Raw genomic sequence first — 21,115 nt, 5'->3', positions numbered from 1 at the left:
GCCCGATCCATGAGGACGCCGCGCTTCTGGTGGCGCCTGCCCCTGATGGCGGCCTACGGCTTCATCGGGATCGTGCACCTCGCCGCCCCCGACGCCTTCCTGCCGATCATGCCGGGCTGGGTGCCGGAGCCCCGCCTCACCGTGATCGTCACCGGCCTGTGCGAGCTCGCCGGGGTGCTCGGCCTCGCCTGGGGCCCGACCCGGCGCTGGGCCGGGATCGGGCTCGCCCTCTACGCGGTCTGCGTCTTCCCGGCCAACCTCAAGCACGCCCTGGAGGGCATCGTCGTGCCGGGCCTGCCCGACAGCTGGTGGTACCACGGCCCCCGGCTGGCGTTTCAGCCGGTCTTCGTCTGGTGGGCCCTCTATGCCGGCGGGGTCATCGACTGGCCGTTCGGCCGGCGCCCGGCCTGAGCCCCAGGGCCCGCCCTTCGGCGGAGCCCACGGCGTCAGCCCTTCTCCGCGACCTTGACCGCCGCCCAGGCCGCCTCCATCGCGTCAAGATCGCTGTCGGCCAGGTCGCGCCCCTCCGCAACGAGGGTCGCCGCCATGGCGGTGAAGCGGCGCTCGAACTTCATATTCCCTTCTCGTAAGGAATATTCCGGATCGAAACCGAGGTGGCGGGCGAGGTTGGCCACCGAGAACAGGAGGTCGCCGAGTTCCTCCGCCACCGCCGCCCGGGTGCCGTGGGCCATGGCGTCCGCGACCTCGTCGATCTCCTCGCGCACCTTCAGCACCACCTGGGCCGGATCGGTCCAGTCGAAGCCGTAGGTCGCGGCCTTGGCGGAGAGCTTGTGGGCGCGGGTCAGGGCGGGGAGGGGCAGCGGAATGCCGGCGAGCGGGCCGGTCTCCCGCGGCGGCTTGGCCCGGCGTTCCTCCGCCTTGATCGCCTCCCATTGCCGCGCCACCGCCGCGGGATCGCGCCGGGGCGAGCCCGTCGGCAGCAGGGTTCCGTCCGGCGCGAACACATGTGGGTGGCGCCGGACCATCTTCTCCATCACCGCCCGGACCACGTCCGGGAACGCGAACAGCCCGGCCTCCTCGGCGATGCGCGCGTGGAACACCACTTGGAGCAGCAGGTCTCCGAGCTCGTCGCGCAGGTCGTCGGTGTCGCCGCGCGCGATGGCGTCGGCGACCTCGTAGGCCTCCTCCACCGTGTAGGGGGCGATGCTGGAGAAATCCTGCGCCACGTCCCAGGCGCAGCCGGTCTCCGGGTCGCGCAGCTGCGCCATCAGCGCCAGCAGATCCTCGATCCTCACTCCACCGCCTCCGCGTCATGCCTCGATCCGCTTCCCTTAGCGGATCGCGGGCCAACCCGTGAGGCTGGGGATGGAGGCGGGAGAAGCGGTGGCTTCCTCTGGAAAATTCCCATGAAAAAGCCTTGGCCGGGGGGTGTTCGTTCTTCCGAACGGTTCCCGCGCCCTTAGGAAAGGTATCAGTAAGGGATTCTCAGAGAGTCATTTCTGAGAGTTATATGGGGGCGTCGAAAGCCGTTCCGCTGCAGGGGTTTGGCGGGTGTTCGCGCATCGAACTCTGCGCAAGTCCGTATCGAACTCTGCGCGGGTCAGCATCGAACTCTGCGTGTCCGAACCCGGCCGGCGCATGGGATTCTGCGTGCCTGCGTATTGGGTTCGGCGTGGATCGGCGGTCGCAGCGGTGAACTCTGGGGATTGTGCCGAATCCGGCCCCGTATCGAACTCTGCGTCGGCGCGCGCCGGCCGGATCCGGCCCGTCCACCGGCGTCGGTTTTCCCCGTCCCGGCCGGTGGATAGCCGGGATGACGCCGGTCTTCGGCCTGGGCCGGCGAGACTCCGCGGCGGGGAATCGGGCATGGTCGCCCCGCGGCGGGGTCCGGGGATGTCGATCCCCGGGCGGGTCTTCTCGGGCTGCCCGAGGGGCGCCGCCGGGAGCATGGGGCGGGGGCGCGTGGGGATCGAGGACACATTGGCGGGTATCCGCGACGCCGACCTCCTCGCCGAGGTGGAGGCGGCCCGGGGCAGCTTCCTGTTCGCCACCATCGCGGAGACCATCCTGCATCGGCAGCGGGCCCGGGACGCGGAGGCCGCCGCCCGCGGCGCCGTGGCCGGCCGGCGCCAGGCCATGGGCCGCGACCAGCGACGCCGGGACGCCATCCGCGAAGTCATCGAGACCGAGCCCACGGGCCCGGAGAACCTGCAGCACATCCACTCGGTGCTGGCCCTCTGCGGCCTGCCCTATCGCGACCCCGGCGACGCGCGCGAATTCTTCCGCGAATACGGGCGGAATTCCCTCAGCCTGCTGGCCGGACGGCTGAAGAACCCCGCCACCGGCGAGATGGAGTTCCAGGGCCTGCCCTACGGGCCCAAGGCCCGCCTCGTGCTGCTGCACCTCTGCACCGAGGCGGTGCGCCAGCGCAGCCCGACGATCGCGGTGGCCGACAGCCTGTCGGGCTTCATGAAGGAGATGGGATTCGCCGTCACCGGCGGCGAGCGCGGCACCATCCGGCAGTTCAAGGAGCAGCTCGCGCGGCTCGCCGCCTGCACCCTGCAGATCGGTCTCTGGGACGGGGCGGGCAGCGCCAGCACCCTCAACGTGCCGCCCTTCCGCCAGCTCGACCTGTGGCTGCCCCAGGGAGCCGACGGGGTGGTCTGGCAGAAGAGCGTCCAGTTCCACCAGGATTTCTACGACAACCTGATCCAGCACGCCCTGCCGGTGGACATCCGGGCGGCCCGGGCCTTCTCGGGCTCGGCCCGCAAGCTCGACCTGCTGTTCTGGGTCGGATACCGCCTGCGCGCCCTGCAACGGCCCCTGCGCCTTACCTGGGACAACCTGCACAAGCAGTTCGGCGCCGACAACGCCAGCATCCGCAGCTTCCGGCAGGCCTTCAAGGCGGATCTCGCCCACCTGCAAGAGGTCTTCCCGAAACTGCCGATCCGCCTCGACGACGGCGGCATGCTGCTCCAGCCCGCCGACCCGAGCGCCCTGCTGATCCCGCCGCGCAGGGCCAAGCTGCCGCGCAAGGCCGCCGCGTCGGGCTGAGCCACATATTCCCTTAACGGAATGGAATAACTGAAGGGACACGAGTTGTTCCCCAAGCGCAGATAAGGAATAAGGTTTGGAATTCTGGGTCGCTTCGTCGCCCGTGGAATATTCCAAGAGGATTCGATGTTCCTGTCCGAAGCCGAGGTGGAAGCGGCCCTGCGGGATTTGCGGCGTCGCCGCGACGAGCTCGACCGGGCCATCGCCGACCACCAGCTCTACCTCGAGCTCGGCCGCCGCCTGCGGCCGATCGGTCCGGCGCCGGCCGCCGAGGCGGAGACTCTCCCGCCCGGCGCCTGGGACGCGCCCGCCCGCCCGCCCGCGGCGGAGCCGGCCTCGCTTCCGGAGCCGGTCTTCGTGCCAGGACGGGATTTCGTCTCAGGACACGGCGTCGTGCCAGGGCAGATCTCGGGTCCCGGACAGGCCGAGCCCGCGCGCGCCGGCGAGGATCTCGTGGCCGCGCGCCGGCACGGGCGCGCGCTCGTCGCGGCGGCCGTGAACCTGCTGCACGAGGCCGGCCGGCCCCTCCATGCCGGCGAGATCTGGCAGGGCCTCACCGCCCTCGGCTTCGCGCTTCCCGGCCACGATCCCGTGGCGGCCCTCAACACCCGCCTGTGGAAGCGCTCGGGACCGGGCGGCCCGCTGAAGCGCCTCGGCGAGGCGGTCTACGCCCCGTCCGAGGAGGATGACGATCTGGGCTGACCCGGTCCGGCGCGCCGGAAGCGTTCCGTCCCGAGACGGCGGCGTTGACATCCGGCCCCCCCTGATCCCCGTTTCCGCTGCGCGGCCCCGGATTCAGGGGGCTGCGAGCGGGCTTCCGGCGCGACGCTCCGCCCATGCGATCACGCGCCACAGCAGAGGATCATTCGGGCAGGGCGAACACGGTGAGCTGGCCGCCGAGCGCGGTGTAGCGCGCCAGCGCGGCGTAGCCGCCGACCGCGCCGGCGCCGTCGTTCGGGTCGGTGAGGCCGGCCGCGAGGCCGATCCCGGCCCAGCCGCCGACGCCGGAGAGCACGGCGACGTATTGCCGGCCCTCGTGCAGGTAGGTGGTGACGTTGCCGACGATGCCCGAGGGCGTCTTGAAGCGGTAGAGCTCGTGGCCGTCCCGCGCGTCGACGGCTTTGAGATAGCCCTCGAGGGTCCCGTAGAACACCACGTCCCCGGCAGTGGCGAGCACGCCGGACCAGACCGAGAACGGCTCGGGAATCGTCCAGCGGATCGCCCCCGCGACCCCGTCCCAGGCGGTCAGGGTTCCGGTGCGGGGATCGTCGGGTGCCGGGTGCAGGCTCACGGTGGCGCCGACATAGGGCAGGCCGGGGGTGTAGGAGACCCGGAACGGCTCGTAATCCATGCAGATGTGGTTGGTCGGCACGTAGAACAGCCGGGTCCGGGGCGAGTAGGCCGCCGGCTGCTGGTTCTTGGCCCCGATGGCGCCGGGGCAGATGCCCGTGGTGGTCTCGTCCTCGCCCGAGGATTCCGGCGCATGGCGCGGGTCGAGCACCGGGCGCCCGTAGCCCGGCGAGGCCCGGTCGAGGTCCACATGGGTCGCCCAGTTCACCGAGCGGTCGAACTTCTGCGCCACCAGGAGTTCGCCGGTGGCGCGGTCCAGGGTGTAGCCGAAGCCGTTGCGGTCGAAATGGGTGAGGAGCGGGCGGGGGACGCCGCCGACCGCCGCATCGGTCAGGATCATCTCGTTGACGCCGTCGTAGTCCCACTGGTCGTGGGGCGTCATCTGGTAGAGCCAGCGGGCGATGCCGGTGTCGGGGTCGCGGGCCACGATCGACGCTGCCCAGCGGTTGTCGCCGGGGCGCTGCGCCGGGTTCCAGGTCGAGGGATTGCCGGTGCCGTAATAGACGAGGTCGAGGGCTGCGTCGTAGGCGAACCAGCCCCAGGCGCAGCCGCCGCCGGTCTTCCACTGGTCGCCCTCCCAGGTCTTCAGGGAGGAATCCCGGCCGATGGGCTTGCCGAGCGACGTCGTGCGCGCGGGGTCGACCCGCATCTGTTCGTCGGTGCCCGTGGCGGTGGCGCGCCAGAGCCGGCCGCCGGTCTTCGCGTCGTAGGCGGTGACGTGGCACTGGACCCCGAACTCGCCGCCCGAGAGGCCCACCAAAACCTTGCCCTTCACCGGCAGCACGGCGGCGGTGTTGGTCTCGCCCCGGGCCGGGTCGCCGTTGCGGACCGACCAGTTCACCCGTCCGGTCTTCGCGTCGAGGGAGACCAGGGTGGTGTCGGCCTGCTGCAGGAAGAGGGCGCCGTCCGCGTAGGCGAGGCCCCGGTGGACCGTGTCGCAGCACAGGAGGGCCATCACGGCCGGGTCCTGCTTCGGTTCGTAGCGCCAGAGGATGCGGCCGTCGTGGTCGAGATCGAGGGCCGTGACGGTGTTGGGGAAGGGGGTGTGGACGTACATCACCCCGTCGACCACCAGGGGCGCACCCTCGTGGCCGCGCAGGATCCCGGTGGAGTAGGTCCAGGCCACCCGGAGCCGGCCGACATTGGCGGCGGTGATCCGGTCGAGATCCGAATAGCGGGTGTTGGCCGCGTCGACCGTGGGCAGCACCGTCTGGGCCGCGGCGGGACCCGGGAGGACGCTCGCCAGCAGGGCGAGCAGGGGGATGGCGCGCATGGGACTCCCGGTTGCGGGGGCGGAGACGGTCGCTTCCCCTCCCCGTGCCACAGCCGGGCGCCGAAGCGAAGGGACCGGGCGGTGCGCGGCCGCCCGATCCCTCCCGGAGAGACCCGATCCTAGAAGTAGGGCCCGAAGGGCGGGCGCGGGCGGTAGTCGCCGTAGCGCGGTCCGTAGAAGGGACGGGGGCCGTAGAACGGCCGCGGGCGATAGTCGCCGTAGGGGCGGTACATCGGCCGGCAATAGCCGAACCGGTTCGGGATGAAGCCGGGACCGCAGCCATAGGCGACGGTTTCGGCGGCGGCCCCCGCCAGCGTCCCGGCGGGGGCCGGGGCGAGGGGCGCCGCCTCGGCGGCGGCGGCGAAGCCGACGGCACCCGCGACGCCGAGCGACGCGGCCAGCGCCGTGCGGGCGAGCATCGTGCGAAACAGCGATTTCGTGCGAAACAGCGATTTCACGGACATGAAACCATGACCTTCTGCTGGTGTGACCTTTGTCGTTCTCGACCGTCCGGCCTCCCGGAGGCCGGACGACGCTGATCCTGCCGGGCGACGGCTGAACGCTCCCTGACAGGGTGCGTTTCAGCCCGCGGCGACGGGTCCGGCGGCCGGCGGGCGCGCGGCCCGGCGGAGGATGCGCCGGCGCATCGGCTCCTCGAGGCCCCGGTGCAGGAGGACGCTGAGGGCGAGGGCCAGGGCGGCGGCGAGCCCCGCCCCGAGCCAGGGCGCGGCGGCGAGGCGGCCCCCGAGGGCGATCCGGTCGAGGCTGTTGACCAGGGCGTAGGCCGGGACGTGGATGAGGTAGAGGGCGAAGGAGATCCGGCCGAGGAAGACGAAGCCGGGCCTCACCAGGGGGCCGCTGCGGAGCTGGGCGCCGGCCAGGATCAGGGGCGCCCAGGCCAGGGCCGTCAGGCCGTTGTGGAGCAGCACCGCGGGCAGGTGGGGCGCCCCCGCCACCAGCGCGAGGCCCGCCAGGGCCGCCAGGGCGAGGAGGGCGGGCGTGGGCAGGCGCCACCGGGTCCAGGCCCCGTAGAGGAGGAGCCCGGCCACGAATTCCGGCAGGCGCAGCAGGGGGTTGTACTTGATGGCCTGGGCCAGCAGCACCGGGCCTGCGCCCCCCGCCTCCGGATCGATGAGCGAGACGCCGGGGGCGTAGCGCGCGAAGGCGAGGGCGGCCCCGGCGGTCAGGACGATCCACGCGGCGAGGGTCAGCCGCGCGGTGCGGCCGGGCGCCCCGCGCGCCAGGGGCAGCAGGAGGGGAAACAGGGCGTAGAAGACCACCTCCACCGAGATCGACCAGCTCGGGCAGTCGAGGGCGCAGGCGGCCCCCGGCACCCAGGCGTGCAGGCCCAGCGGCGCCAGCACCGCGCTCGCGGCCATCAGCCCCTGCAGGGGCGGGGGGGACTTCGCCACCCAGGCGACGAACCAGGGCAGGGCGAGGACGAGGCAGGCCAGGTAGACCGGGTAGACCCGCGCCACCCGGGCCCAGGCGAAGCGCGCGCGGGCGGCGCGGTCGGTCAGGTCCACGTCCCGGTAGGTGTAGGCCAGGATGAAGCCCGAGAGCAGGAAGAAGAAGGTCACCCCGGAATAGCCGAGGCGCACCGCCCCGGGGATCGCCGCCTCCGCGAAGAAGAAGGTCGCGTAGTGGAACGCCACCACGTAGGCGGCGGCCACGAAGCGCAGGGCGGTGAGCCCCGGCAGCGGCGCCACAGGGGGATGGGCGCTCATCGCGGGGCCTCCGCGACCACCCGCCCGGCGGCGCCGAAGCGCAGGCCGAAGACCGAGAGGGCGACGAGGAAGAACAGCGCGTTGGTGGCCTGGTAGAACACCGACTCGAAGACGCCCACCATCAGGCCGAACAGCCAGATCCGCAGGAAGAGCAGCCGCAGGGGGTCGAGGGCGGGGCCGGCCCCGGACCGGCTTTGGGCCTGGAGGTCGGAGAGGGGGGCCAGCACCATCCACCACACCGTGAGGGCGAGGCCCGGCAGGCCGCTTTCCAGGGCGGTGTTGAGGTAGCCGTCATGGGCGTCGGTGGCGCGGTTGACCCAGGTCGTGGCCTCGCCGCCGCCGCCGTAGAACACGCTCTCCCAGAAGGCGCCGTAGCCGAAGCCGGTGAGCGGCTTCTTGGCGATGTTGTCGAGGGCGAAGCGCCAGATCTCGGTGCGGCCGGTATAGGTCGGGTCGGCGGCCAGGCCCGCCACCAGGGCGCCGAGGCTGGGCGACAGGACCGAGCCCACGGTGAGCAGGAGCAGCAGCGCCAGGGGGCCGAGGAGGATCAGGCGGCGCCAGGTGCCCGAGGCCGAGAGGGTGCAGGCCCAGGTCAGGCCGAGCACCGCCGGGGTCATGACCAGGGAGGTCTTGGCGTTGGTGAAGACGAGGAACACCCCCGCCAGCCCCACGACTGCGTAGCCCAGGAGGCGCTGGCCCATCCCGGCCCAGAACAGCCCGACGATGATGAACAGGCTCATGGCCGCGCCGGCGCCGTTCTTGTGGGCGAAGACGCCGCGCCAGCTGCCCGCGTGCTCGGGCTCGATCAGGTCGAGGGCGGTGTGCATGGCGCGCTCGGGCACCAGCACGAGGCCGAGGTAGCAGGTCGCCAGCACGAGGAGGACGGTGCCGCCGAGGACCTGGGCGAACTGGCGCGCGTCGCGGGCGAGCACCAGCACGCTCACCACCCCGCCGAACATGATGACGAGGGAGACGAGGCGCCGCGCCGAGACCGCGGGTTCGATCGAGAGGGCGGTGGAGACGCCGATCCAGGCCAGCATCGCCAGGATCGGCAGGGTGGCCAGGGGGCGCAGGGCCTCCCGCCCGCGCCAGGCCAGCGCCGCCGCCGCGATGCCCGCCATGACCAGGAACAGCCCCTGGTTGACGAGGTTGCCGCCGGCCCGCGAGGCGGCGTTCTCCGCCGCCGTCCCGTCGAGGAAGGGATCGGCCCCGATCAGGATGAAGAGCAGGATCGCGCCCATCGCCCCGATGCGCAGGGCATCGGGGAGGTCCGCCCGCCGCGTCGCGCCCGCGCCGGTGGCGATGCCCGTCGTCATGGTCCACTCCCGCGCTCGAGGGCCGGCAAGGTCTTGCGCACTCTAGATCCGCCGGTGCCGCCCGCTAGGCGCGCAGAATACGTTTAAGAACGCGCAAAGGACCGGCGGGCCCGCCTCACGGCCCGGCCGGCCCCCAGGGGACGATGTCGGTCGCCCCGGTGATCGCGCCCACGATGCGCTCCCGCTCGGCCCGGCCGGCGGCAAGGCGCCCCCGCACCGCCGCCAGCACGGCGGGGTCGGCGCTGGCGGGCGTGCCGGCGGCGAAGGGCGGGGCGGGCGCGTATTCGAGGCCGAGCTGGATCGCCTCCGCCGCCGGCCGCCCGGCGAGCTCGGCCGCCAGGGTCAGGGCGAAGTCGATCCCGGCGGTGACGCCGCCCCCCGTGAGGAGGGGGCCGTCGCGCACCACCCGCTCGGCGACCGGGATCGCCCCGAAGGCCGCCAGGAGGTCGAGGCTGGCCCAGTGGGTGGTGGCGCGCCGGCCCCGCAGGAGTCCGGCCGCCCCGAGCACCAGGGCCCCGGTGCAGACGGAGGTGACGTAGCGGGCGCCCTCCGCCTGGTCGCGCAGGAAGGCCAGGACCGCCGCATCCCGCATCAGCCGGTTCACCCCGAGGCCGCCGGGCACGCAGAGCACGTCGAGCTGCGGGCAGTCGGCCATGGCCAGCGTCGGGGCGAGCACGAGGCCGGTGGAACTCGTCACCGGCGCCCGGTCGGCGGCCACGAGGTGGACCCGCGCCTCCGGAATCCCGACGAAGACCTCGTAGGGCGCGGTCAGGTCGAGCTGCTGGACGTCGGGGAAGGCGAGAAGGCCGATCGTGAGGGGCATCGGGACTGTCTCCGGCTGTCTGGACAGGACGACCCTAACCCCGCAGGCTCCGGCCGACATGACCAAGAGGCCTCGTTTCCTGCCAGATCGCACCGCGGACGAACCCTTGCGCCACGAGCCCCGCCGCATCGAGATCCTCGCCTTCCCGGGGGTGCAGCTCCTCGACGTGTCGGGGCCGCTTCAAGTGTTCGCCACGGCGAACGATCTCGCGGGCGAGGCCCCGGCGCCCTATGCCCTGCGGGTGGCGGCGGCGGGCGGCGGCGTGGTCCTGAGCTCCGCCGGGCTCGGCCTCGCGACGGAGCCGCTGCCGGCGGCGGAGGCCCCCGTGGACACCCTCGTGGTCGCCGGCGGGCGCGGCGTCGACGGGGCGATCGCGGACGGGCTGCCCGCCTGGGTCGCCGCCCGGGCACCCCGCGCCCGGCGGGTGGCCTCCGTCTGTACCGGCGCCTTCCTGCTCGGGGCGGCCGGCCTCCTCGACGGGCGCCGGGCCGTGACCCACTGGACCCGCTGCGACGCGCTCGCGCGGCGCCATCCGGAGGCCCGGGTCGAGCCGGATCCGATCTTCATCCGGGACGGCGCGGTCTGGACCTCCGCCGGGGTGACAGCGGGCATCGACCTGGCGCTGGCCCTGGTGGAGGCCGATCTCGGCCGGGCCGCGGCGCTGGCGGTCGCCCGCCACCTCGTCGTCTTCCTCAAGCGCCCGGGCGGCCAGGCCCAGTTCAGCACCGTCCTGTCGCAGCAGGTCCTGTCGCCCGGGGCGGGCGGCGCCCGCTTCGAGGCCCTCCAGGCCTGGATCGCCGATCATCTCGCCGAGGACCTCACCGTGCCGCGCCTGGCCGAGATGGCCGGCATGAGCCCGCGCGGCTTCGCCCGCCACTACCGGGCGGCCACGGGGCTGACCCCCGCCCGCGCCCTGGAGCGCCAGCGGGTCGAGGCGGCCCGGCGGCTCCTGGCCGAGACCGCGCTGCCGGTGAAGCGCATCGCCGCGCGCTGCGGCTTCGGCTCCGAGGAGACCCTGCGGCGCAGCTTCCTCCGCCAGGGGGCGGTGGCGCCTGGCGTCTGCCGCCAGCGGTTCCGCGCGGCCGGGGCGGGGGGGCCGGGCGCGGCGGCCGGCGACCCCGCGGAACCGGAGATTTGACATTCCCGGCCGCATCATCGACACCGCCGGCCTCGCGGCATCGACCGGAATCAGCGACCGGATTCCCGGGTCGGGTGCCGGTCCGGAGCCGCGTATGTCCCCCCTGACGGCCCATCCGCCCGCATGACCGACCGCGCCACCGTGCCCCGCCCGGCCCGTGGGGACGCCTTCGCGTTCCCGGACAGCCTCCTGTCCGCCGCGGCCCGGAGCCATGCCCGGGCCTGCGCCCTCCTGGTGGCCCTCTGCCTCGTCTGCTTCCTGCCCGGGATCGTCTCGCTCCAGCCCATGGACCGGGACGAGCCGCGCTTCGCCCAGGCCTCCAAGCAGATGCTGGAGACCGGCGATCTCGTCGACATCCGCTTCCAGGCCGAGGCCCGGCACAAGAAGCCCGTGGGCATCTACTGGGCCCAGGCCGCCGTGGTCGGCGCCGCCGAGGCGCTCGGCGTGCCGAACGCCCGCACCACCATCGGCCTCTACCGCATCCCGTCCCTGCTGGGCGCCATCGGGGCGGTGCTCCTCACCTACTGGTCGGCCCTGGTCTTCCTGCCCCGGCGGGGCGCCGTCCTCGCCGCCGCCCTGTTCGGGGCCTGCGTCGTGCTCTCGGCCGAGGCGCGCCTGGCCAAGACCGACGCGCTGCTCTGCGCCTGCGCCGTGGCGACCTTCGGCGGCCTCGCCCGGGCCTGGCTCCGGCGCGACCGCGCGGAGGGGCATCGCGTCGAGGGCCCCCTCGACACGGCCACGGTGCTGACCTTCTGGCTCGGCCTCGCCCTCGGCATCCTGATCAAGGGCCCGATGGTGCCGCTGTTCTGCGGCCTGCCGGCCCTGATCCTCTCGCTGCGGTGGCGCTCCGGCCGCTGGCTCGGCTCCCTGCGGCCCGGCCTCGGCCTGCCGCTGACCCTGCTGATCGTGGCGCCCTGGTTCGCGGCCATCACCTGGAAGAGCGGCGGCGCCTTCTACGGGGAGGCGGTGGGCCACGACATGCTGAGCAAGGTCCAGGGCGGCTCGGAGAAGCACTTCGCCCCGCCCGGCGCCTACCTGGTGGCGTTCTTCGGCACCTTCTGGCCGGGTGCCGCCTTCGCGGCGCTCAGCGCCCCCTTCGCCTGGGGCTACCGGCGCGAGCCCGCCATCGCCTTCCTCCTCGCCTGGATCGTGCCGACCTGGATCCTGTTCGAGATCGTGCCGACCAAGCTGCCCCACTACGTGCTGCCGCTGATGCCGGCCATCGCCATCCTCACCGTGCGGGCGCTGGCCGCGGGCGCCCTGCACCCCGAGCGCCGGGGCGCGCGCCTCACCGCCGGGCTCGTGGTGCTGATCCCCGTCGGCCTCACCCTCGGCCTCTCGGCCTTCGCCTTCGCCTACGACCGGACCCTGCCCTGGGCCGGGCTGCCCCTGCTGCTCGGCGCCAGCGCCGTCGCCGCCCTGGCCTGGCGCGCCTTCGCCCGCGGCCTGCCCGAGCGCGCCCTCGGCCTCGGCGTCCTGGCGTCGATGCTGCTCTCGCCGGCCGTGTTCGGCCTGACCCAGCCGGTGATGGCCGCCCTCAAGGTCTCGCCCCGCCTCGCGGCGATCCGCGATGCCTTGCCCTGCCCGCATCCCCGCGTCGCCAGCCTCGGCTACCGCGAGCCGAGCTTCGTCTTCCTGATCGGCACCGACCTCGCCATGCTCGGCACCGGCACGGAGGCCGCGGACTTCCTGAAGGGCGACGGTTCGCTCAAGGGGGACGCCTGCCGCCTCGTCTACGTCGAGGGCCGGTTCGCGAGCGAGTTCGACGCCGCCGTCAAGGCCGCCGGGCTGGCGCCCAACCGGGTCGGCACCGTCTCGGGCTTCAACATCAACGGCGGACGCCGGGTCGACCTCTCGGCCTACGCGGCGACGCCCTGACCTCCCTCGGATCGAACCTCCATGCGCCTCTCCGTGATCATCCCGGTGAAGGACGAGGCCGGCAACATCGCGAGCCTCGTCGCCGAACTCGAGACCGCCTGCGCGCCCCTGGCGCCCTTCGAGGTGATCTACGTCGATGACGGCTCCACCGACGGCACCGCCGAGGCCCTGCGGGCGGCGCAAGCCGGGCGGCCCTGGCTGCGGGTGCTCGCCCACGACCGCACCGCCGGCAAGGCGGCCGGCATCCGCAGCGGCATCGCGGTGGCGCGGGCGCCGGTCTGCGCCCTGATGGACGGCGACGGCCAGAACGACCCGGCCTTCCTGGCGCCCCTGCTCGAGGCCATCGAGGCGGGCGGCGCGCGGGTCGGCCTCGCCCAGGGCCAGCGCGTCGGGCGCAAGGACGGGCGGCTGAAGAGCCTCCAGTCGCGGATCGCCAACGGGGTCCGGGTGCGCATCCTGAAGGACGCCACCCGCGACACCGGCTGCGGCTACAAGCTCGTGCGCCGGGACGTCTACGGGACGCTCCCGTTCTTCGACGGGCAGCACCGCTTCATGCCGGCGCTGGTCGCCCGCGAGGGCTTCGGCGTGGTCCACCGGGACGTGGTCGACCGGCCCCGCTTCACCGGCACCTCGAAATACGGCCTGTTCGACCGCCTCTGGGTCGGGCTCCTCGACCTGGCCGGGGTGTGGTGGCTGATCCGGCGCAAGCGCGTGACGCCGCGGGTCACGGACGTGACGGGAGCCTGAGCCATGCTGATCCAGCTCGCCGAGGACGTGCGCGGCTACGTCTACGACGTCTTCGTCACCCGCTTCGATGCCTGGCTGGTCTTCGGCATCCTGGCCCAGGCGGTGTTCGGCGCCCGCTTCGTGGTGCAGTGGCTCGCCTCCGAGCGGGCGGGCAAGAGCGTGATGCCGCTCGCCTTCTGGTTCCTCTCCATCGCGGGCGGCCTGATGACCCTGGTCTACGGCCTCGTGCGGCGCGAGCCGGTGATCATCTTCGGGCAGGCGCTGTCGACCTTCATCTACCTGCGCAACGTCGCCCTGATCCTGCGCGAGCGCCGCGCCGCCCGGGCGGCACCCTGACCATGGACCCGCTGCCGCCCTTCCACGACGACCTGGACGCGGCCCTCGCCGAGGTCTGGCGCCTGCTGGTCGAGGGGCCCGCCTTGCGCCGCAACGCCTTCCACATGCCGGCGCTGGCCACCGTCGACGCGCAGGGGCACCCGCAGGTGCGCACCGTGGTGCTGCGGCACGCCGACCCGGTGGCCGGCGCCTTGCGCTTCCACTGCGACCGCCGCTCGGACAAGGCCTCCGAGATCGCGGCCTCCGGGCATGCGGCCCTGCACGGCTACGATTCCGCCGCCAAGATCCAGATCCGGGCGTCGGGCCCGGCGACGCTCCACGTCGACGACGCGCACGCCGACGCGGCCTGGGCCGGGTCGATGGCCATGAGCCGGGTCTGCTACGGCGCCGACCCCGCCCCCGGCGCGCGCCTGCCCGCGGGCGATGCCTACACCCTGCCGGACCCCGAGACGGCCCTGACCCTCGGCCGGCCGAACTTCTGCGCCGTGGTGGTCACGCTCGCCCGCCTCGAATTCCTCTACCTCGACCGGCGCGGCCACCGCCGGGCCGCCTGGGCGCGGGCCGACGGCTGGCGCGGGGTCTGGCTGGCGCCCTGAGGGCGCGCCGCCCCCGAGCCGCCGGGCGTTGAGCGGCCCGGCCACGGGGACGCGGCCCCGCCGCCGGGGCCGGCGCGGGGGATGACCCACGGAGACCGGGCGGAATGAACGCCCGGCGAAACGGGAGACGCGGGACGCCGCGAGACCACGTTTTGGAAACAGGTATGCCGGTCCCCCGGCGTCCCTCGGCCCGGCCCCTCGCGGGGCCGATCCGGTTCGTCACGACGTCTTCTCGGCACCGGCGACCCGGCTTGTGGCAGCCCCCCTCCGGATCCGCCGCCCTGGCGGGCGGCGCGGTCCGGCGGCCGTCTGATCAGGGCGCGTGGCCCCGAGCCCGCCTCGTAGTGGGCGGGCCGTCCGCTCTCTCGGTGCGCCTCAGGGGACCGGGTGCAGCCGTGCGGCCTTGCAGCCCTGCGGCCTTCCCGTCCGAGACGCCTTGCGTCGCCGATGCGGCCCGGGGCGATGGCGAAACCGGGCCATCGACGCGGGGCGCCGTCTCCTCCCCCCGAGCCCCCCGGCCCGGTCCGCCGGGGGGCCTCCCGCGTGGGAGGCGAGTGCCCGGACTGAACCACACAATAGGAATATTGTCAATGTTTTTCGGTGGCGGCGGTGGGGCCGCCGGCGCCGGAGCGGAGAAACCCGTTGCGGCTTCGTCGTGCCGGCGACCGCTCACAGCGCCGCGCGCAACCGCGAAAACCCCGCGTCGAGATCCGCCTGCAGATCCGCAACATCCTCCAGGCCGATGTGGAAGCGCAGGGCCGGGCCCTCGGGGGCCCACCGGGTGGCGGTGCGGTAGGTCCTGCAGTCGAACGGGATGACGAGGCTCTCGAAGCCGCCCCAGGAGAAGCCCATTCCGAAGAGCTCGAGCCCGTCGAGCATCGCCGCCACGGCCCGCTCCGGGGCGGGCTTCAGGATGACGCCGAACAGGCCCGAGGCGCCGGCGAAGTCGCGCTTCCAGATGGCGTGGCCGGGATCGTCGGGCAGGCCTGGATGGAGCACGCGGGCCACCTCCGGCCGGGCCTGGAGCCACCGCGCCATGGCGAGCCCCTGGGCCCCGTGCTCGCGCAGGCGCAGGGCCATGGTGCGCAGGCCCCGCAGGGCCAGGAACACGTCCTCCGGGCCGGGACACATGGCGAAGTGCTCGAAGGTCCGGTGCAGGGCCGGCCAGTATTGCGCGTTGGCCGAGGTCAGGCCGAGGAGCAGGTCCGAGCCGCCGGAGAGGTACTTGGTCCCGGCCTCCACCGCGATGTCGACGCCCCGCGCATGGGGCGGGAACAGCAGCGGCGTCGCCCAGGTGTTGTCCATGATGACGGCGGCGCCCCGGGCGTGCACGATCTCGGCGATGGCCGGCACGTCCTGCATCTCGAAGCTCTGCGAGCCCGGGGCCTCCACCAGCACGGCCTTGGTGGTGTCGCGCATCCGGTCGGCGATGCCGGCGCCGATCAGGGGATCGTAGTACTCGACCGCGACCCCGAAGCGCTTCAGGACGCCGTCGCAGAAGATGCGGGTGGGGCGGTAGGCGGAATCGCTGACCAGCAGGTGGTCGCCGGCCGAGACCACCGCCATCAGGGCCACGGTCAGGGCGGCGAGGCCCGACGGCGTCAGCACGGTGCCGGCCGCGCCCGCGAGCTCGCTCCAGGCCTGGGTCAGCGAATCCGTCGTCGGCGTGCCGGAGGTGCCGTAATCGTAGCGCCCGCGCCGGTGCTGGAGGTCGTCGTAGGTCGGGAACAGCACCGTCGAGCCGCGATAGATCGGCGTGTTGACGAAGCCGTGCTGGGCGGAGGGATCGCGCCCCGCATGGACGAGGCGGGTGCTCGCCCCGAAGCGGGCGGGGTCGCGGGGAGGGGTGTTCGACATCGGCACCGGTGGGCGAGGGGTGAGCGTGCGGCGACCGAAGCCCGGCCCGCGCGCCGGCGTCAAGCCGGGCGGCCGGATCAGGCCTCCTCGTCCGCGCGCCTCAGGGGAACGACCGTCACGAGCCTGGCGACGCCATCGGCCTCGACTTGCCAGACCGAGCGCACCCAGGGCTCCCGGCCGTTCGGCGCGCGAAGCCGCCCTTCGAAGACGAGCTTGGTCGGGCCGTTCTCCGTCAGATTCTGCGGGCGTCCCTCCGTCCTGAGGACGTGGTCGGCCAGGGCGTCGGCAAGTTCCATCGGTCTGTCCCGGCTGAAGCCGAAGGCCAGGAAGAAGCGTGCCTTCGAGCCGCCCCGTGGATGGGAGAGGTCCAACAGGTAGTCGACGAGCTTGTTGTTGCGGATCGTGAACCGCGTCGGAGAGGCCGCCGGCCCGCTCAAGCCGCCCGGCGCCCGATCCGCTTGATTCCGGTGGCCCGAACCGTCGCGAGGGCGCCTTCGGGCTCGGCGAACTCGACCTCGTAGGCTGATCCGTCCTGCCAGACGGCCACCACGGTTCCCTCCGTGCCGGCCTGGATCAGTGTTCCGTCATCCGTCCGCGCGTCGGCCAGCAGCACGACGTCATCGAGTTCCCGGAGATCGACCCCAGGCTCGTCCTTTCGCAGGAGATAGAAGACTTCGACGGACATGGGCGAAGGATATCCGGCGGGTGCCGGCCGGACAAGCCACGCGGCCCGATCCTTTGGTCTTGGGGCCCCCTGGTCTTGGGCCCGACGCCTGGGTCCCTGGCTTGACCCCGGCCGCCGATGCCCTGCAATGCGCGCATGCGATCCCTGTCGATCCCGCTCCTCGCCGCCCTGCTCGCCGCGTCTCCGGCGCTCGCGCAAGGCGACACCCTCGCCCAGGTCAAGGCGCGCGGGCACCTCGTCTGCGGGGTCAGCGGCGGGGTGGCGGGCTTCAGCATGCCGGACGGGCAGGGGCGCTGGCACGGGCTCGACGTGGATTTCTGCCGGGCGCTCGCCGCGGCGATCTTCGACGATCCCGACGCGGTGCGCTTCATCCCGCAATCCTCGGCCGCGCGCTTCACCGCCCTGCAATCGGGCGAGATCGACGTGCTCGCCCGCAACACCACCTGGACCCTGTCGCGCGACACCGCCGCGATGAACTTCCCGGTGATCACCTTCTTCGACGGGCAGGGGTTTCTCGTGCGCAAATCCCTGAACGTCACGGCGGTGAAGCAACTCGACCGGGCCACGATCTGCCTGCAGCAGGGCACCACCACGGAGCTCAACACCGCCGACTGGTTCCGCACCCGCGGGCTGACCTACCAGGTGGTCACCTTCGCCAACAGCGAGCAGACCCTGGGCGCCTACGAATCCGGCCGCTGCGACGCCTACTCCACGGACAAGTCCTCCCTCTTCGGCGAGCGCCTGAAGACCGCCCACCCGGAGGCGCACGTGATCCTCGACGAGGCGATCTCCAAGGAGCCCTTCGCGCCCGGCGTGCGCCAGGGCGACGATGCCTGGCGCGACCTCGTCGCCTGGACCCACTACGCCATGCTCGACGCGGAGGAGGCGGGCATCACGCAGGAGAACGTGGACCGGCTCCGGGGCGAGACCCTGAGCCCGGACGTCAAGCGCATCCTCGGGCTGGAGGGCAAGTACGGCCAGGGCCTCGGGCTGACCGGCGACTGGGCCTACCGGATCGTCCGCCACGTCGGCAATTACGGCGACGTCTTCGCCCGCAACCTCGGCGACGGGACGCCCCTGAAGATCCCGCGCGGGCTGAACGCGCTCTGGACGAACGGGGGCCTGCACTACGGGCCGCCGATCCGGTGAGGGGGGACGGGATGGACCGCGCGTCCGGGCGGACCCGCCCCCGCAGCGGGGGGAGGGGTGCACGGGGAGGTCGGCGCGTGCCTCGATCCCCGCGCGCCCTCGCGCTCCAGGCCCTCGTCGCGCTCGCGCTCGCCGCGCTCGCGTATGTCGCCGCCACCAACGCGTCCGAAAAACTCGCGCGCCAGGGCATCACCGCCGGCTTCGGCTTCCTCGGACGCTCGGCGGGGTTCGACATCAGCCAGCGGCTGATCCCCTACGCCGCCGCGACCGCGACCTATCTCGACGCGTTCCGCGTCGGGCTCCTCAACACCCTGCTGGTCTCGGGCCTCGCCATCGGGCTGGCCACGCTGATCGGATTCGCCGTGGGCATCGCCCGGTTGTCGCCGAACTGGCTCGTCCGGACCCTGGCGGCCACCTATGTCGAGACCCTGCGCAACCTGCCGCTGCTGCTCCAGCTCCTGGTCTGGTACGTGGCCGTGCGGGTGGCGCTGCCCGAGGCGCAGCGTCCGGCGGCCTGGGGCGGGGCCTATCTCAGCCAGCGCGGGCTGGTCCTGCCCCGCCCGGAATTTTCCGGTGTCGCCTGGCTCGTGCCCGCAGCCGTCCTGGCGGGGATCGTCCTGTCGGGCGCCTGGGCGTTCCGCAGGGCCCGCCGCGTCGAGGCCGGGGCCGCGCCTGGCCCGGTCGTGGGGCCGGCCCTCGCCCTGGTGCTCGGCCTGCCGGCGCTCGCCTGGATCGGTCTCGCCCGCGCCGGGCACCCCGTGCCGGTCGCCTGGCCGGCGCCCGGTCCCTACGGACCAGAGGGCGGGCTCGGAATCCTGCCGGAATTCGCCGCGCTGCTCCTCGGGCTCTCCACCTACACGGCGGCCTTCATCGCCGAGATCGTGCGCGCCGGCCTCAACAGCGTGGCCCGGGGCCAGGGGGAGGCGGCCGCCGCCCTGGGCCTGAGCCGGGCCAAGACCTTGGCGCTCGTCACGATTCCCCAGGCGATGCGGGTGATCGTGCCGCCGCTCACCAGCCAGTACCTCAACATCACGAAGAACTCGTCCCTGGCCGTGCTGATCGGCTATCCCGACCTCGTCCACGTCTTCATGGGCACGGTGCTCAACCAGACCAACCAGGCCGTGGAGGTCGTGGCGATCACCATGGCGGTCTACCTGACCCTGAGCCTCGGCCTCGCCGCGCTGATGAACGCCTACAACCGCCGCGCGGCCCCGGGGATGCGATGAATCCGGGGTCCCCATGAGTCCGGTCTGTCCATGACCATCGTCCGCGAGACCCTGCTGCCCCCGGCCCCGCCGCCGCGCCGGACCGGCGGCCCCGTCGGCTGGCTGCGGGACAACCTGTTCTCGGGCCCCGGCAACACGCTCGCCACCCTGGTGGTCCTGGCCGGGCTGGCGCTCCTGCTGCCGCCGGCGATCCGCTTCCTCGTCACCGACGCGGTCTGGAGCGGGACGTCGGGCGAGGCCTGCCGGCCGGCGACCGCCGGGCACCCGGTGGGCGCCTGCTGGGCCTTCATCGGCGACAAGATCAACTACCTCGTCTACGGCTCCTACCCGGCGGCCGAGCGCTGGCGGCCGAACCTGTTCTTCGGCCTCGTAGCGCTCAGCGCGGTCTGGATGCTGTGGCTCGACGCGCCCAAGCGCGGCCTCGGGGCGGTCTTCGTCTTCCTGGTGGGCCCGATCCTGTCGGTCTGGCTGCTCTCGGGCGCCTCCGTCTTCGGCCTCGCCCCCGTCGCCACCAGCCTGTGGGGCGGCATGCTGGTGACCCTGGTGGTCTCGCTCGTCGGCATCGTCGCCGCGCTGCCGCTGGGCATCCTGCTGGCCCTGGGGCGGCGCTCCGAACTGCCGGTGCTGCGATACGCCTGCATCGGCTTCATCGAGTTCTGGCGCGGGGTGCCGCTGATCACCGTGCTGTTCATGGCCAACGTGATGCTGCCGCTGTTCCTGCCCGGGGACCTCACGGTGGACCGGCTGGTGCGCCCGCTCGTCGGCATCGCGCTGTTCGCCTCCGCCTACATGGCCGAGGTGGTGCGCGGCGGCCTGCAGGCGATCCCCGAGGGGCAGGGGCGGGCGGCCCTGGCGCTGGGCCTCACCCGATGGCAGGCCCTGCGCCTCGTGATCCTGCCCCAGGCCCTCAAGGTGGTGGTGCCCGGCATCGTCAACACCCTGATTGGCCTGTTCAAGGACACGACGCTCGTCTCCATCGTGGGTCTGGCCGACTTCATCCGGGTGCTGGAGGCGGCGCGTGCCGATCCGCGCTGGTCGGCGCCGACGATCCCCGCCACGGCCTACGCCTTCGCGGCCCTGTTCTACCTCGCGGTCTGCTTTTCCATGGCGCGCTACGCCGCCTTCATCGAGCGGCGTCTGGGCGCCGGCGAGCGGGGCCGGTTGTGACGGACGGCGCCGCGACCCCGGATCCCGAGACCCCTGATCTCAAGACCCCCGCCGTCGAGTTCCGCGGCGTGAACAAATGGTTCGGCACCGCCCACGTCCTGCGCGAGGTCTCCCTCACGGTGGCGAAATCCGAGCGAATCGTGATCTGCGGCCCCTCGGGCTCGGGCAAGTCGACCCTGATCCGCTGCGTCAACGGCCTCGAGGCCCACCAGGGCGGCACGATCCGGGTCGCCGGCCAGGACCTCACCCCGGCCCGCATCCCGGCGGTGCGGCGGACCGTCGGCATGGTGTTCCAGCACTTCAACCTGTTTGCCCACCTCACCGTGCTGGAGAACTGCACCCTGGCGCCGATCCACGGGCGCGGCATCGGGCGCCGGGCCGCCGAGGCGCGGGCGCGGGACGAACTCGAACGCCTCGCCGTCGCGGATCTGGCGGACCGCTACCCCGGCCAGCTTTCCGGCGGGCAGCAGCAGCGGGTGGCCATCGCCCGCGCCCTCTGCCTCGACCCGGCGGTGATGCTGTTCGACGAGCCGACCTCGGCCCTCGATCCCGAGATGGTGCAGGAGGTGCTCGACGCCCTGACGGATCTCGCGGGACGCGGCATGACCCTGCTCTGCGTCACCCACGAGATGGGCTTCGCCCGGCGGGTCGCCGACCGGGTGGTGTTCATGGACGCGGGCCAGATCGTCGAGGTCGCGCCGCCGCAGGCCTTCTTCGACCGGCCCGAGCATCCCCGCACCCGGGAATTTCTCGCGCGTCTCCTCTGAGGGACGGGAGGTCCTCTCTCTCAAATCCTCGTCGCAAGGGCCACGAGGGGATTTCAGGGCGAGCG

The 21,115-nt window shown here is 73.2% G+C and carries 21 protein-coding genes; 12 read left to right on the top strand and 9 right to left on the bottom strand.

Features of this window, described 5'->3' with window-relative positions:
- Positions 1 to 9: 9 nt before the first annotated feature.
- The gene (locus ASF41_RS22580; protein WP_056497294.1) at positions 10 to 411 is read left to right on the top strand and encodes a DoxX family protein; all 402 of its coding nucleotides are present in this window, start codon (positions 10 to 12) and stop codon (positions 409 to 411) included.
- 35 nt (positions 412 to 446) lie between these two features.
- Here ASF41_RS22580 and mazG read toward each other — a convergent pair whose 3' ends face one another.
- On the bottom strand, positions 447 to 1,256 hold the full coding sequence (gene mazG, locus ASF41_RS22575) for a nucleoside triphosphate pyrophosphohydrolase (protein WP_280138172.1): 810 nt from the start codon (positions 1,254 to 1,256) through the stop codon (positions 447 to 449).
- A gap of 652 nt (positions 1,257 to 1,908) precedes the next feature.
- Here mazG and ASF41_RS22570 point away from each other — a divergent pair.
- Positions 1,909 to 3,015: a replication protein RepA gene (locus tag ASF41_RS22570; protein WP_056497291.1), complete on the top strand. Its 1,107-nt coding sequence runs from the start codon at positions 1,909 to 1,911 to the stop codon at positions 3,013 to 3,015.
- A gap of 126 nt (positions 3,016 to 3,141) precedes the next feature.
- Positions 3,142 to 3,717: a hypothetical protein gene (locus ASF41_RS22565; RefSeq protein ID WP_056497288.1), complete on the top strand. Its 576-nt coding sequence runs from the start codon at positions 3,142 to 3,144 to the stop codon at positions 3,715 to 3,717.
- A gap of 160 nt (positions 3,718 to 3,877) precedes the next feature.
- Here the strand turns inward: ASF41_RS22565 and ASF41_RS22560 are convergent, their stop codons facing one another.
- From ASF41_RS22560 to ASF41_RS22540, 5 genes are all read right to left on the bottom strand, one after another.
- A complete protein-coding gene (locus ASF41_RS22560; protein ID WP_056274963.1) occupies positions 3,878 to 5,638 on the bottom strand; it encodes a methanol/ethanol family PQQ-dependent dehydrogenase in 1,761 nt (586 codons plus the stop codon).
- A gap of 119 nt (positions 5,639 to 5,757) precedes the next feature.
- A complete protein-coding gene (locus ASF41_RS22555; RefSeq protein WP_056383013.1) occupies positions 5,758 to 6,057 on the bottom strand; it encodes a GCG_CRPN prefix-to-repeats domain-containing protein in 300 nt (99 codons plus the stop codon).
- Between the two features lie 162 nt (positions 6,058 to 6,219).
- Positions 6,220 to 7,365 (bottom strand): acyltransferase, encoded by a 1,146-nt coding sequence (locus tag ASF41_RS22550; protein WP_056497283.1) that lies wholly within the window; start codon positions 7,363 to 7,365, stop codon positions 6,220 to 6,222.
- The gene (locus tag ASF41_RS22545) at positions 7,362 to 8,681 is read right to left on the bottom strand and encodes an O-antigen ligase (RefSeq protein WP_056221996.1); all 1,320 of its coding nucleotides are present in this window, start codon (positions 8,679 to 8,681) and stop codon (positions 7,362 to 7,364) included. Before ASF41_RS22545 ends, ASF41_RS22550 begins: the two co-directional genes overlap by 4 nt.
- A 115-nt stretch (positions 8,682 to 8,796) precedes the next feature.
- A complete protein-coding gene (locus ASF41_RS22540) occupies positions 8,797 to 9,504 on the bottom strand; it encodes a DJ-1/PfpI family protein (protein ID WP_056497281.1) in 708 nt (235 codons plus the stop codon).
- Between the two features lie 58 nt (positions 9,505 to 9,562).
- Here ASF41_RS22540 and ASF41_RS22535 point away from each other — a divergent pair, with 58 nt between their 5' ends.
- The 5 genes from ASF41_RS22535 to ASF41_RS22515 all read left to right on the top strand — a co-directional run bounded on the left by ASF41_RS22535 (position 9,563) and on the right by ASF41_RS22515 (position 14,199).
- The gene (locus tag ASF41_RS22535; RefSeq protein WP_056497278.1) at positions 9,563 to 10,642 is read left to right on the top strand and encodes a GlxA family transcriptional regulator; all 1,080 of its coding nucleotides are present in this window, start codon (positions 9,563 to 9,565) and stop codon (positions 10,640 to 10,642) included.
- Between the two features lie 123 nt (positions 10,643 to 10,765).
- Positions 10,766 to 12,520: a glycosyltransferase family 39 protein gene (locus ASF41_RS22530; protein WP_056497276.1), complete on the top strand. Its 1,755-nt coding sequence runs from the start codon at positions 10,766 to 10,768 to the stop codon at positions 12,518 to 12,520.
- Between the two features lie 21 nt (positions 12,521 to 12,541).
- Positions 12,542 to 13,267, top strand: a complete 726-nt coding sequence (locus ASF41_RS22525; protein ID WP_056497274.1) for a glycosyltransferase — start codon at positions 12,542 to 12,544, stop codon at positions 13,265 to 13,267.
- A gap of 3 nt (positions 13,268 to 13,270) precedes the next feature.
- Entirely contained in the window at positions 13,271 to 13,603 is a 333-nt protein-coding gene (locus tag ASF41_RS22520; protein WP_056222010.1) for a lipid-A-disaccharide synthase N-terminal domain-containing protein, read from the top strand.
- Between the two features lie 2 nt (positions 13,604 to 13,605).
- A complete protein-coding gene (locus ASF41_RS22515) occupies positions 13,606 to 14,199 on the top strand; it encodes a pyridoxamine 5'-phosphate oxidase family protein (RefSeq protein ID WP_056497271.1) in 594 nt (197 codons plus the stop codon).
- Positions 14,200 to 14,868: 669 nt separating this feature from the next.
- On the opposite strand, the gene metC is transcribed toward ASF41_RS22515, so the two are convergent.
- The 3 genes from metC to ASF41_RS22500 form a co-directional block, all read right to left on the bottom strand.
- Positions 14,869 to 16,056, bottom strand: a complete 1,188-nt coding sequence (metC, locus tag ASF41_RS22510) for a cystathionine beta-lyase (RefSeq protein ID WP_056497370.1) — start codon at positions 16,054 to 16,056, stop codon at positions 14,869 to 14,871.
- A 77-nt stretch (positions 16,057 to 16,133) separates the two neighbouring features.
- A complete protein-coding gene (locus tag ASF41_RS22505; RefSeq protein ID WP_244476433.1) occupies positions 16,134 to 16,493 on the bottom strand; it encodes a DUF6883 domain-containing protein in 360 nt (119 codons plus the stop codon).
- Positions 16,490 to 16,741, bottom strand: coding sequence for a DUF4926 domain-containing protein (locus tag ASF41_RS22500; protein ID WP_056222016.1), 252 nt, complete (start codon positions 16,739 to 16,741; stop codon positions 16,490 to 16,492). The genes ASF41_RS22505 and ASF41_RS22500 overlap by 4 nt, the downstream gene beginning before the upstream one ends.
- Before the next feature lie 135 nt (positions 16,742 to 16,876).
- Between ASF41_RS22500 and ASF41_RS22495 the strand changes: the two genes are divergently transcribed.
- The 4 genes from ASF41_RS22495 to ASF41_RS22480 all read left to right on the top strand — a co-directional run bounded on the left by ASF41_RS22495 (position 16,877) and on the right by ASF41_RS22480 (position 21,050).
- Entirely contained in the window at positions 16,877 to 17,890 is a 1,014-nt protein-coding gene (locus tag ASF41_RS22495) for an amino acid ABC transporter substrate-binding protein (RefSeq protein WP_056274947.1), read from the top strand.
- 77 nt (positions 17,891 to 17,967) lie between these two features.
- Positions 17,968 to 19,116: an amino acid ABC transporter permease gene (locus tag ASF41_RS22490; protein WP_056497268.1), complete on the top strand. Its 1,149-nt coding sequence runs from the start codon at positions 17,968 to 17,970 to the stop codon at positions 19,114 to 19,116.
- A gap of 30 nt (positions 19,117 to 19,146) precedes the next feature.
- Entirely contained in the window at positions 19,147 to 20,283 is a 1,137-nt protein-coding gene (locus tag ASF41_RS22485; RefSeq protein WP_056497265.1) for an amino acid ABC transporter permease, read from the top strand.
- Positions 20,280 to 21,050: an amino acid ABC transporter ATP-binding protein gene (locus ASF41_RS22480; RefSeq protein WP_056497263.1), complete on the top strand. Its 771-nt coding sequence runs from the start codon at positions 20,280 to 20,282 to the stop codon at positions 21,048 to 21,050. Before ASF41_RS22485 ends, ASF41_RS22480 begins: the two co-directional genes overlap by 4 nt.
- The last annotated feature ends 65 nt before the right edge of the window (positions 21,051 to 21,115 follow it).

The organism is Methylobacterium sp. Leaf111 (assembly GCF_001423285.1).
Classification (GTDB): domain Bacteria; phylum Pseudomonadota; class Alphaproteobacteria; order Rhizobiales; family Beijerinckiaceae; genus Methylobacterium.
Note: the sequence above shows the minus strand (reverse complement) of the source record. Positions and strands in the feature narration are given on the sequence as shown.